Origin of the sequence: Sphingobium sp. SJ10-10 (genome assembly GCF_036038995.2) — a bacterium.
Classification (GTDB): domain Bacteria; phylum Pseudomonadota; class Alphaproteobacteria; order Sphingomonadales; family Sphingomonadaceae; genus Sphingobium.
Window position 1 is genome coordinate 101,850 of record NZ_CP158133.1, and the last position, 12,244, is coordinate 114,093.

11 protein-coding genes are annotated in these 12,244 nt (G+C 61.3%); 6 read left to right on the forward strand and 5 right to left on the reverse strand.

All coding sequences use genetic code 11. The annotated features are described in order from the left end of the window. The 4 genes from VVT58_RS16185 to VVT58_RS16200 all read right to left on the reverse strand — a co-directional run bounded on the left by VVT58_RS16185 (window position 1) and on the right by VVT58_RS16200 (window position 7,618). Window positions 1-4,296 (reverse strand): strawberry notch-like NTP hydrolase domain-containing protein, encoded by a 4,296-nt coding sequence (locus VVT58_RS16185; RefSeq protein WP_327754393.1) that lies wholly within the window; start codon window positions 4,294-4,296, stop codon window positions 1-3. A 131-nt stretch (window positions 4,297-4,427) separates the two neighbouring features. Continuing rightward, window positions 4,428-6,446 carry a ParB/RepB/Spo0J family partition protein gene (locus VVT58_RS16190; RefSeq protein WP_066563202.1) on the reverse strand — a complete coding sequence of 673 codons (2,019 nt, stop codon included), beginning with the start codon at window positions 6,444-6,446 and terminating at the stop codon, window positions 4,428-4,430. A 32-nt stretch (window positions 6,447-6,478) separates the two neighbouring features. Then, on the reverse strand, window positions 6,479-6,808 hold the full coding sequence (locus VVT58_RS16195; protein ID WP_237230108.1) for a toprim domain-containing protein: 330 nt from the start codon (window positions 6,806-6,808) through the stop codon (window positions 6,479-6,481). Between the two features lie 573 nt (window positions 6,809-7,381). Continuing rightward, the gene (locus VVT58_RS16200) at window positions 7,382-7,618 is read right to left on the reverse strand and encodes a sigma-70 family RNA polymerase sigma factor (RefSeq protein WP_145907674.1); all 237 of its coding nucleotides are present in this window, start codon (window positions 7,616-7,618) and stop codon (window positions 7,382-7,384) included. A gap of 734 nt (window positions 7,619-8,352) precedes the next feature. Between VVT58_RS16200 and VVT58_RS16205 the strand changes: the two genes are divergently transcribed. The 6 genes from VVT58_RS16205 to VVT58_RS16230 all read left to right on the forward strand — a co-directional run bounded on the left by VVT58_RS16205 (window position 8,353) and on the right by VVT58_RS16230 (window position 11,547). Continuing rightward, window positions 8,353-9,113, forward strand: a protein-coding gene (locus VVT58_RS16205) for an IS5 family transposase (RefSeq protein WP_351999964.1) whose coding sequence is annotated in 2 segments (ribosomal slippage) — window positions 8,353-8,680 and window positions 8,680-9,113 — 762 coding nt in all. Because the reading frame shifts where the segments join, the coding sequence is not laid out codon by codon here. Then, complete coding sequence (locus tag VVT58_RS16210; RefSeq protein WP_352000120.1) at window positions 9,101-9,586, forward strand: hypothetical protein; 486 nt, start codon at window positions 9,101-9,103, stop codon at window positions 9,584-9,586. The genes VVT58_RS16205 and VVT58_RS16210 overlap by 13 nt, the downstream gene beginning before the upstream one ends. 64 nt (window positions 9,587-9,650) lie before the next feature. Continuing rightward, window positions 9,651-9,995: a hypothetical protein gene (locus VVT58_RS16215; protein ID WP_066563214.1), complete on the forward strand. Its 345-nt coding sequence runs from the start codon at window positions 9,651-9,653 to the stop codon at window positions 9,993-9,995. A gap of 57 nt (window positions 9,996-10,052) precedes the next feature. Beyond that, window positions 10,053-10,493, forward strand: coding sequence for a hypothetical protein (locus VVT58_RS16220; protein ID WP_102999815.1), 441 nt, complete (start codon window positions 10,053-10,055; stop codon window positions 10,491-10,493). Further along, window positions 10,436-11,065: a RadC family protein gene (locus VVT58_RS16225; protein WP_082749149.1), complete on the forward strand. Its 630-nt coding sequence runs from the start codon at window positions 10,436-10,438 to the stop codon at window positions 11,063-11,065. The genes VVT58_RS16220 and VVT58_RS16225 overlap by 58 nt, the downstream gene beginning before the upstream one ends. Window positions 11,066-11,175: 110 nt before the next feature. Next, window positions 11,176-11,547, forward strand: a complete 372-nt coding sequence (locus tag VVT58_RS16230; protein WP_145907680.1) for a MarR family transcriptional regulator — start codon at window positions 11,176-11,178, stop codon at window positions 11,545-11,547. 113 nt (window positions 11,548-11,660) lie between these two features. Here VVT58_RS16230 and VVT58_RS16235 read toward each other — a convergent pair whose 3' ends face one another. Beyond that, complete coding sequence (locus tag VVT58_RS16235; RefSeq protein ID WP_066563223.1) at window positions 11,661-12,242, reverse strand: hypothetical protein; 582 nt, start codon at window positions 12,240-12,242, stop codon at window positions 11,661-11,663. Window positions 12,243-12,244: the final 2 nt, after the last annotated feature.

Sequence of the window (12,244 nt, forward strand, 5' to 3'; positions counted from 1 at the left end):
TCAGGATCGTTCAACGATAATAGCGTTGAGGATTGTTTCCGCCTTCTCGGGTGGCAGAAATAATCTCGTCTTATACTGGATGATTTCACTGAACGCGCCGCGCGCCTTCAGCCATTCCCTGTCATGAGGCTGGAAGTCCCGTATCTCTATTCTGCGACTGCCGTTGACGATCGACGATATCAGTCTCGCCCCGCCAAGGCCGGGGACAAAAGCCCCCTCTCCATTTTGCGCCGCGGCAATCAATTCTTCAGCGCTCAGCTTCATGGCCCGTTCAAGCCCAAACGCCGATTGCAACTTGTCGAGGGCCGATGGCCTGATGATACGGCCCAGCACCGATAATCCCGTGCCATCGTCGATCCGCCAGACACGAACGTCGTCTTGCGGCAATTTGTGCCATACAGGTAACAGCAGACCGGTAGCGACGCTGATGGTTTCCACGTCGAGCCGTGCCTCGGTCTCAGCGACTTCAGCATCCCAGAGGTCCTTGAACGTCGGGCGGCTGATCACGGTCCAGTGGCTATGCCCAAGCGCTGCGATTTCCATGCGTGATGTACCGGTCGGCCGGACCAGCTGGCACATGGCAATGGGCCGCCCGTCCTCGTCCGTGATCGACCAGGATGGCACGCGCAAGGCGACGCGACCGGACCGACCGTTGCGCAGAAAGGCGATGTCGCGGGTCTCTTCCCAGAGATGCATGAGGCGGTTCCAACTGGTCGCGTGCGGACGCAAATGGAGTTCCAGGCGCATGAGCTTTGTTTCCGCGCCCGTCACCGGATCGGTCCGAAGGACCTGATCCGACAAGGTGACGATCTTCTCCGCACGGATCGTTTCGACGCCAAGATCCAAGGTGCCCGCCTCACGCGCAGCGTCCACGCGGGCCTGGATGAGGCCCATATATTCTTCGAAGATGGCGTTCTGGGTCGCGATCCGCAGAGCCAGGATGCGATTAAGCCAGCGCTGGATCGGCGGGAGCCGTTCGAGCAATGCGCCGCCATCGTCGACAAGCTTGAGACCGGTCATGTCCATGAAGTCGTTGAGGGTGACACTGGCGAGCTTTCCCGCGCCCAGCTGATGATACCATTGCGTCAGCGCTTCGCGCGCATAATCGCTTTCGAGATTGTCGGCCGGATCGAAGAGATTTTGTCCACCGGTCTGACGCTGGCCGCGCGTCAAAGCGCCCAGGCTGTCGAGGCGCCGGGCAATCGTGCTGATAAAACGCCGCTCGCCTTTGCAGTCGGTCGTCACCGGCCGGAACACCGGTGGAAACGCCTGGTTGGTACGGTGCGTGCGCCCCAGGCCCTGGATCGCAACGTCCGCGCGCCAGCCCGGTTCGAGCAGGAAATGAATGCGGCGCTTGTGCGCGCTCTTGCAGGCAAGATCGGCATGATAGGATCGGCCGGTCGACCCGGCGTCGCTGAAGACCAGGATCGACTTGATCCCATCCATGAAAGCCCGCGTTTCCGCAATATTGGCGCGGGCACTGCGGCGCTCGACCTTCTGGCGGCCATGGCTGTCGATGACTATGCGTCGTGAGCGGCCTGTTACCTCGGCGACCATATTGGTCCCGAAATGCGCGATCATGGCATCGAGCGCGGCGGGCACAGCCGGCAGGGAGCATAGTTCCTCGATCAGGGCTTCACGCGCCGCGATCGCCTCCTGGCAGTGAACCGGCCGCCCCTCGGAATCGGCCATAGGCTCCGATCGCATGCTGTCGTCGCTCGCGCGGAAGACCCGCATCTGGCGCGTGGGGAAGGCGGATGTGAGATAGTCGATAAGGATCTGAAGCGGTGACAAATCCAGATCCAGCGTAGCGCGTTCTTCCGCCGACAGGCCCGCAAGACGACGATCCAATATAGCTTCCGCAGTGGTGACGAGTTGGACGACGACCGCGTGCCCTGCGGCGATCTCGGCCTCGAACGCCTTGATCGCCGTGGGCATCTTCATGGAGATCAGCAGCTGCGAAAAGAAGCGTTGCTTGGCGCTCTCAAACCGGCTGAGCGCCGCCCCCTTGGCCTGGGCGTTGAGGGTCGCACCCGACATGCGGTCGACGATGTTGGAGGCTTCCAGGACTTTCTGGAGTCCGCGATGGACGATCGCCCAGCTATCCGCGTAAGCGTCGTAGATCGCAATCTGATCTGCGGTCAGCTTATGTTCGAGCGGCTCATATTCGACGCCGGCGAAACTCAATGCCCGGGCGGTATAATGCCCCATGGCTTTCAAGTCGCGGGCCACGATTTCCATGGCGGCAATGCCGCCGTCGTCCATGGCAGCCATGAAGGCATTGCGATCGGTAAAGGCGGTGCCCGGTCCCCACAGACCAAGCCGCGAGGCATAGCTCAGATTTTCAGGCTTGGTGGCGCCGGTCGCCGAGACATAGGCGATGCGTGCGCGGGGGAGCGCATTTTGGAGCCGGACGCCAGCCAGGCCCTGGTCCGAGCCCTTTGCGGTCCCGAAATCATTTTCGGTCCCGGCGGCATTGCCCATGGCGTGGGACTCATCGAACAGGATGACCCCCTCGAAATCCGATCCGGTCCATTGAAGGATCTGTTGCAGGCGGGTGGCGGTCTCATGGCGCGCGGAGCGCAACGTTGCATAGGTGAGGAAGAGAATGCCCGAAGCCATGCTGATCGGCTGCCCGATGGGGAAAGCGTCCAGGGGCTGGATATCGATGGGAAGGCCGCCAAGGGCGCTCCAGTCCCGGCGCGCATCCTCGAGCAGGGCTGCGCTCCGCGATATCCAGATGGCGCGGCGATTGCCCCTGTTCCACTGGTCGAGGATGCAGCCGGCACCCTCCCGGCCCTTGCCGACGCCCGTACCGTCGCCGATGAAATAGCCGGAGCGGTAGAACCGCCCCTGCGCATCCTCATGAAGCTGGTCGCCGGCGCTATTTGGGGTGAATGTGCCAGGCAGGTCCCTCGCAAAAGCTTCACCGGCGTGGATGATTGTTTCGAGCTGCGCCTCGGACAGCTGCGTCCGGGCGCTGCGCTGAAGCATCGGCCGCCAGTTCGGCGCGGGCGGCAGGACCGACGCCATGGCCATGGATTCGACAAGCTGGTCGGGATGCCGCGTTGCCCCCTCAATTGTCATCCGGGCAAGCCGCCAGGGCGTATAGAGCCCAACCGGCTCACCGGGCGGCACGGGCTCGTCCAGGATCTGATAATCTAAGGGTTCCGGATCATCCTTCTCGTCAGGCCATCGCGCCGGTGGAGCAAGGCGCGGCGATGCAAGCGCACTGAAAAGCGGCGACGGGGCAGCGCCGCGTGGCGGCCGAGGCCGGAATCTTGCCACGGGCGCGGATGGTTCAGGTAGTGAAGAGCCGTCCAGCCTTGGCGGCAGTGCCAGGACAGGGGCCAGCGCCGCGCGGATATCGGGCGCGCAATGACAGGTTGCAGACCCCGTCCAACCCTTGTCGAACAGGAGCAGGCGGACGGCGATGCTCGTCCCGTGTTTGGCATAGGGCGATCCCAATATCGTGATCTCGGCGCGGGGCGGCACTACCTCTGCCACCGAAGCATAAGCCGCCGCGCCGCTGCCATCGGCGGCAAAGGTTGAAGGCATGATCGCAACGCAGCGTCCACCTGGCGCCAGGCGCAATAGTGCCGAACGCAGATGGCGGGCGCCGCCATGTCGGTCCCGGCCCCTGCCCTCGCTGCGGCTGAAAGGCGGATTGATGAGGATGACGGAGGGACTGATGTCCACCGGCAAATGGTCATGGATGAATTCAGCGTCATGGGTGGTGACTGCCTGCCCCATGACAAGCGCGAGCAGCGCGGCGCGGGCCGGATCGCGTTCGTTGAGCGTGATTTGCGCTGGTGCCGCCCCGCAATGGGCCAGCAGCATGCCTGTGCCGGCCGAAGGCTCCAGGAGGCGATCATCGGTGCCGATCCGGGCCGCCTGGTTGACGAGCCAGGAGAGGGCAAGCGGCGTGCTGAACTGCTGCATCGCCACCTGATGTTCGGACCGATAGCTGTGGGTCGGAAGCCGGTCCTGGAGGAACAGCAGATCGTCAAATCGCGCTTCAGCCGTCCGGCTTTCCGCTTCGCTGGCCCCGCTCTCGCGAAGGAAAAGGACCTGAGCGGCTTCGAGTGCGTCATAGGCGTCACGCATCGACCAGTCGCCCCATGCATCGCTGGTTCCAAAGCTTTGCGTCATCAGCCGCTTGAGCGTCTGACGGCTGGGCGGCCGGGAGGCCGCCAGCAATGCGGACACGGCTTGGGCAACGTCGAATAGCTGCCGGACCTTTTGAGGCACATCTGCATCGGGCGCCTCGACGGGCGCGAAGAGTGGAAGGGTCATGAAATTTTCCTGGCTGGGGACCGGTTCGGTCGGTCGGCATCCACCTGCGCCGGACATGCGACCGGACAGGGCGGATGCAAAAAGGGGCCGCAGCGCAAGGCGACAGCCCCAAGGATGATCAATGCAGGCTGTCAGGCTGCCTGGGCGATGTCGTCGTTCTCAGCCGGGGGCAGCACTTGCGCATCCGCGGCAATATCTTCACCGCTTGCGCCCGGTTCGATGTCGTCTTCATCCGGCTCAACCGGCGGGCTGAAGCGCATTGCGTCGGGCAGCCAGGCCAACGCCTTTTCCTTGAGGTCAGCCTCGATGATCAGCGCGCCGGAGAAAAGCTTTTCGGCCGACAAGGCGAGATCATGCTTTTTCGAGGCGCTGTAACGGCTGCTGAGTTCAATCCCGCCAATCCCCTCGAACTCCGACAGGATCGACGCCTTGCTGATCCGGTCGAAATAGTTGTTCGCGGTGGGCCGCCACCATGAAGCGACGTCGATTTCCAGTTTCTGACCCAGGTGATCGATAAAGTGACTCCCGGATTGACCAGCAGGAACGGCCTGCATCGTACGGGCAATCAACCAGCCGAACCAGGCGGCTCGGGCTTCCTCAGCAAGCGCGCAAAAGGCGTCATAGCGTTCCCGCTCATCGGTAGGTTCGGTCCAGCTGCGATCAAGGCTGGCGTCGCACTTCATCCACTCCTCGGCTGCCGATGTCCCACTCTTATAGTCGGTGAGCCGGGAAAAAGGCGCATTGGCACGCAACTCGGTGGCAAGATCACTGGTCCGATATTTCCGGGTCGCAGCGTCAGCCATATAGAAGGTGGCGAGATCGAGCGCGAAGCGGGGATCGCTGGCGACATGGATACGGAGCAGCTCGGCCTTCATCTCAGCCAGTTCCTCGGCCAGACGCTGGCTGATGCGAGGCTTGGCCGAAACCTCTTCATCCGATGCGGCCTCTTCCTCCGCATCCTCGCCGGATGGCTCTTCCTCCTCATCGACAGGCTCGGCCGACGGGGCGATGTAGAGCTGCTCATGGATGCGCGGCTGCCCGTCCTGCCCGATCACAACATAGGCCAGAGCGGAGGCCTTCTGTTCTTCGGTCAGAATCGGCGCGCGTTGCTGGATCGCCTCATATTCCGCATTCAGCCGATCATAACGTGCCTCGGCCTCTTCCTCGCTTTCGTCGGTGTCGGCGGGATTTTCGAAGCCTTCAAGTTCCGTTTCGATGTCGGCCAGACGCTGTTCCTGCTCCTGCGTCAGCGGCGGTTGCTCACCATCGACAGGCTTCAGACCCCAGGTGGCGCTATAAGCGATATGGGTGGTCGGCACGACGCGGATTTCTCCAAAGCCTTCCCGTTCCTGGATCGCCTCGGCGGCCTGCGCCAACTTGTCACTCGCAATTTGGCTGAGCAGATCGCCATCGATCCACATCTCGGTGGCGTTGTCGGTGAAGAGATCGCTGTCGATCCGGCCACCAGCGGCGAGATAGGCCTCGCGTCCGACGAGTAGGGCTTTGGGATCGCTGCCCCGATAGCTGCCCTGTGCCAGCTGACGCCGAATCTCGCTCACATTGGCGCGGTAATAGCCCTGGCCCAGCTCTTCGAAGACGTTCGCTTGGCGCGCGGGATCGGGGCTACTGCCATAAGCCATGGCCACCTCGATGCTGATTTCACCATCGCGCAGTGCGTCAAACACGCAGGGCGCCAGATCAGCGAGGCGAAGCCGGCCAAGCACGAAACGCTCGGTCAACCCGAACCGTTTGGCGATCTCGGCCGGCGTCTTGCCCTCGGTCTGGACGATATCCTGAAAGGCCTGGCAGGTGTCCGCAGGCGACATGCTTAACTTGAAGAAATTCTCTTCAAGGCTGGTCGCGATCGCATCCTTGGCTTCGCGAAGGACGAGGACGGGAACCTGATAATCCGCCGCGAAGATTCCCTTTTCGATCAGGCGATGGACTGCGTCGAGGCGTCGGCCGCCCGCAGCGATGCGGTAATGGCCCTTCTTGCGGGAGACGGGCAGGCCGATGAGATTCTGCCTTATGCCCTTGGCAGCGATATTGGCTTCGAGCTGAGCATCGGCGACGGGGTCGCTGGCCTTGCGGACGTTAGACGGCGATTTGGTAAGGTTCGCTGCGGGAACGAGTATAGGAAGCTGGTTCATGGAATAGTTCTCCTGGCGAGGGAACCTGACCATCAGGCCCCCTCTCGCCACCAGTACCTCCCCCACTTCCCTTCCATCTTGTGGACATCGTTCCAGTCGTTCATGCCCATGGGCGGCCAGATCGTCTGTACCATTCGGCCAGGGTCTTGATAGGCGATAAGGGCTTTGGCCGCGCTCAATTGCCCGGCCCGATCATTGTCGGGAAGCAGGATGAGGCGCGTCACCCGAGAGGGCAGCGCGATATTATGGAGACGTTCGCTGCCCAGCGTTGCCCAGACGGGGATGTCGAGCAGGGCCATGGCCGAGATTGCAGTCTCGATGCCCTCTGCCAAGCCGAGCGTATCCGTCGCTGGAGCCAACATGACCGCCCCCTGTCGCGGTCCTCCTAGCATCTGCCGCGGATTGATCAGATCAGGTGCGAGACAGCCAGAATGCGGGTCGAGGAAAGTCCGGTGGACGGCAACGAAGCGGCTGCGGTCGTGCAGGGCTGTGATGATAGCCGGCCTGAATGTGCATGATTGTTCCCTGCCGAGGGGTGTTCGGGGATGGAACCGCAGGGAGCAGGGAGCCGCCTGGATTGCGCGGCTGCGGAGATAATTTTCCCCGATCGTTCCAGCGAGGGGCATGCTGGACTGCCAGAGATCATGCGCGCGCTGCAGATTCCAGGATGAGGGCCGCGACCGGGTCGGCGAAGGGATGGCTATCGATTGTAGGGTGCCGCGATCAATAGCCCGGACGATCCGCAGCACGTCTCTCGTGTCGCAGCCAGCGAAACATTTGAACAGAAGCGCTCTCTCGCCGACCCGCACGGATAGGCTGGGCGTATGGTCATCATGTGCGGGGCAGCGGCACATTCCACCTTGTGGTGTCCATATTCCACCCAGCTTCTCGACGATCCTGCGCCCTTGCGCGTCCAGCAGCGAAACCATCACAGGTCAGCCGGGAAAATCCATGCCCTCATGCGCAGACGACTGCGCAACGGTGCGGATCGCACGCCGCAGGTGCATGCGTATTTTCCAGCGAGGGATCGCAAATCGCTCGGTGATTGCATCGACTCCCATGCCATGATGCACCCGAAGAGCGAGTATCGCCGCAGTCAGCGGAGGCATGGCATCAACCGCCGACTTCAGCACTGGGTCCAAAGGCCGTTCTAATCCGGTTTCTTCCTTCACCCTCCGACACATTGGGTCGCTCCTAACGAATGGAAGGTCTTCGGGATCGTGGGCGCAGACTCGGTCACAGGGATCCGTCAGCACCGATCGCGGCCCATTTTGATCATGCCGATTGTGACTTGCGGCGGTTGCAAGATAGACCCTGATCGCCCGCGCTACCGCAGCGTCGCTACCAGAGCCGCGACGCCAGGGACGGACCGACATCAGACCACGCAATGCCTGAAAACCCAGCCACCATCTCATGGGAATCTCCGAGTTGAAGGAACGAGTGCAACCCAATGGCCGCATCACTCCCCCTCCCCCTTTCCTTCCCATGGCTGGGCGGTATCCAGATTCCTAGATCATGTCGGCCATCGGCCTCGCGTATCCCACACCATGGCGGAAGAATTTGGCAGGCCCGTTCTGCGCCCATTCTCCGTTGCTTTTGTGTTTCAGTTTCATGACACTGCAGCCATGCGACACCGACCGCGCATGGATGTCCGGGGCGAATTCGAGACGGTCAGGATGTGGAGGTAGTGACGAACATGCCGCTCGACCCTGACGCGATCGACTGGGAGCCTCATCGAGAGCAACTCGAACGCCTTAACAACCTTGAGCGCGAAGTGCTTAAAAGGTCCGGGCATGGATTTAGCGCGAAGCAAATCGCCAAGCAGGTCGGCACTAGGGCGTAGTGACATTTTAGGGATTCACGTCGTCGCCGATTTGTGATTCACCACTGGCTTTTGGAGGCTGGTGTGGAAGGCGAAGTGCTTCGGGACGATCAATGGGAGCGGCTGCGTGAGTTCGTTCCGGGGGGACGCAAGGGCAAGCGCGGCCCGCGCAGTAACGGGCGTTTGTTTCTCGATGCGTTGCTTTGGCTGGCCCGGTCAGGCGGACGCTGGCGTGATCTGCCGGAGAAGTTCGGCCCCTATCAGACGGCCAAGCGGCGTTATTATCGCTGGGTCCAGCAGGGCGTGATCGACCGGATCTTCGAGGCCGTGTCGGATGATCCCGACATTGAGTGGCTGGCGATCGATGCGACTGTGATCCGCGCTCAGGCCCAGGCGGCTGGGGCACGGGTTAAAAGGGGGGCGCTCAAGCCCAGGCTCTCGGCCGCTCGCGAGGAGGGTTCGGCACCAAAGTACACGCCGTAGTCGATGCACTTGGCTTGCCGATCCGCTTCATCCTCGGCCCCGGTCAGCAGAACGACATGGCACCCGCCCATGATCTGATCCGCGGCATCCCGGCCGGCAAGGTTCTGGCTGACCGCGCCTACGATGCCGACAGCCTGCACGACCTCATCTACGAGCAAGGCGGCGAACCGGTCATCCCGCCTCGCCGCCATCGCAAATATCAGCATCCCTACGACCGCATCGCCTACAAACACCGCTGGGGCATTGAGGGCTTCTTCGCCAAGCTCAAACAATGGCGACGCATCGCCACCCGCTATGACAAGCTCGCCGCAAACTTTCTCGGCTTCGTCAAACTCGCCAGCATCATGCTATGGCTCAAATGATTAAATCGTCACTACAACCTAGCCAAAACATGGTCACCAAGGCGATCTTCACAGGACGCACGCGCCTGGGCGGCCAATATTCAAAAGCTGAAGCGGGACGCATTGTGATTGCCTGGGAAGCTGCCATGGAGGCGGCCAAGAAAGCGGCCGAAGAAGGGGTACATTCTTTATACCCCCAAAAATTATACCTTCCGCAGCGCGATGATTTCGGACCAGATGAACCCGCTGATGTCCAAGCGGATGCACAGATTCCACATGCAGAGCCACCGGCGTTGGAACAGGATGCTTTGTCCAGCTTCCTCCGCCGTCTGGCCCGTCGGAACATTTTGATGCTCCGCACAAGCGGGAGGCAAGATAATGACCTGAAGCTATTATTGACCCTGGCCGTCATTGCGGCCGTTGCCGTCCTCGCTCTTGTCATGGCAGGGTCGGCCGCTTCGCTGCTTACAGCGCTCAATAGCGCATATACTTAAGGCAGCCTTTTCCACATCGTCAAATGCAACGACCCGCTCCGTCCGGACGCGGGAAGGAGAAATCATGCGCTCACAACGTCAAACCATCGCCAAATCCGTGGCCGGAAAACTCTTTGCCGCCGAAGAGGCCATCGACATCGCGGCAGCCAGGATTGCAGAGCTCAACGCCGCCCTGCCGATTGCCAGGCTGGATGCCCGCTTTGCAGCAGCCATCGGCCAGAATGCGCTCGTCAGTTCGGCATCGGCTGTCATGCTGATCGCCCAGACGCGGCAGGAGATCATCACGACCCACGCCAATCTCAAACAGACCAACGACGATGTCGGGCTAGCAGAGGTGGGCTATGGCGACCTGTTCAAGGCCGAGCACAAGCAGCAGCCCCCAGAGGGTCGCCATCTGCGGGCGGCATGATCCCAGCGGGCGGCAGCGGTTGACGGGTGGAAGCAGTTATGTGCTTTTCATACTGTTATGACACGACAATCTGGATTTCTACTGCTGCTGATCCTGAGCTGCCTCTATGCAATGATGAGGGGCGGCCGACCCGAAAGGATCGGGGCGGCCACCCTCTTCGGCGGCGCCTGCCTATCCGTGATCGTCGTTGATCCGTTTGGCGGGCGGTTTCGTCACATTGAGCCGGGTCTGCTTTTGACGGACTTTGCAATGCTGGGCATTTTTCTATGGCTTTCAGTCCGAAGCACGAGATTCTGGCCGCTCGGAATCGCGGGATTGCTGCTGGCGGAAGTGATTGTTCATGCCGTGCGGGGAGCGATGCCGAACATCGTTCCCAAGGCCTATATCGATGCGGTCGGCTTCTGGAGCTGGTTCGCGCAATTATTTTTGGTGGTGGGGACATGGCGGCACGGAAAACGCATGAGACAGCGGAATGTCGACAAACCCTGGAAGAGCTGATCAGGCTTACCTGCCCGGGTCGCGCGAATGAACTGTCCAATCGGCTGGTGGATCGCTTCGGTTCGCTGGGCGACGCAGTAGCAGCGCGCACGGCAGACAGAACCGCAATCCTGGATGGCGTGCCCGAGGTGGAACGGACCATTCAATGCCTGCGAAAGGCCATGAACCAAATCCTGCACGGTCGAATCCAACAAAGGCGCGTCATGTCGAATGAGAGGGCGCTGCTCGATTATCTCCGCATGGCCATGGCGTTCGAACCGATCGAACAGTTTCGGGTCATATTTCTGAACGCAGCCAATGAGTTGCTGGCGGATGAGATACTGGGAATTGGAACCGTGTCCCGAGTCCATCTCTATCCGCGAGAGGTGATGAAGCGCTGCCTCGAAATTGGCGCCACGGCCATCATCCTGGTGCACAATCACCCAGCCGGAACCGCTGAGCCGTCACGGGCCGACCGGAATTTAACGCAACAGATGATGGCCGCGGCGCAACCGCTCGCCGTCACGGTTCATGACCATCTGGTGATCTGCCGAGATGGATATGTGAGCTTTCGTAAAGCTGGTCTGATGTAGGTTCCGGCGCCCTGGCTGGGTATCGCCCCAGCCCCACGCGGCACCATCAGCACGCACCAACAATTCGTCATGAAATGGGAATTCAGCTTCCACGGGAAGGGAGTGCGCAAATGACGCAGATGATGCCAATAAACCGCAGAACGGCGATGTGCCGCAGGCTTATCGATATGCGGAATGCCGTTGGCGACGCGCTCGGCTATGAATTTTGTCCCAGCCCGATCTGGGACATGCTCCTCGATCTGTATCTCGCGCGGCACGAAAATCGAGGCGTCTATCTTTGGTCCCTGTATATGGTCGCGCATGTTTCGCCGTCGACGGCGCAGCGCAGGGTTGTGGAAATGGAGCGGCAGGGCCTGCTCATGCGGGAGTTGTCCGACCGCGATCGCCGCTGCATCGGCGTCGAGATGACGGAAGGTGGCGTTGATAAGATGAACAGCCTGCTCGACCGGCTGATCGGCATCTGTCACACCTCGCCCTTATGACATGGCGGAGCGGCCCGGTCCGGTCAGCCCGTCCGACCAAAAGCGCCATGAACGCGGTGAAGGATTTTGTTGGCCGCAATAGTGAGTTGCGGCATGCACGTTTTCGCCATGGCTCAGTCGTCGAGCGTGCGGGCGAAACGAACCACGCGGTCGATTTCCTCGGGCTTGCCTCTGATCAGGTCGATCCGGCGCCTGCCGTCGAATGCCGGTTCTCCCCCAACCAGAAACTGGAGGATCGCCCATCCACTTGATCGGGGCGCTGCAGCAAGAAGCTGTGGGATGGCGGGCCGAACGCTGTTGCCGTCGAATTGAAAGCTCGAGAACAGCTTCACACCCCCGTCGTCCAGCATGAGCAGGCGGCGCTCGCGCGCAGCCTTGTAAACCGCCTGGACGGTCTTGTGGCCGAGCAGCTTGCGGACCGACTCCGCGCTGAGGGCCTGTCCAGCCGCCTCCATCATCTGCCGCTTGAAAGTGATTGTCCGGCCGAGTTCCTCGACAATGTCCGGGTTATCGACCTGGGTGGCGGGAATGCCTCGCGCCAGGTTGAGGATGAATTCGGGCAGATCGACGCTTTCGATGGCGATCTTCTTGGCGGCGACCGGCATAACCTTCAGCAAACGTTCGGCGCTCGCCATGATGCGCGCGCGAAGCGCTTCATTCAGGTCGATAGAATTGCCGGTTGTCGGCCATACCATAG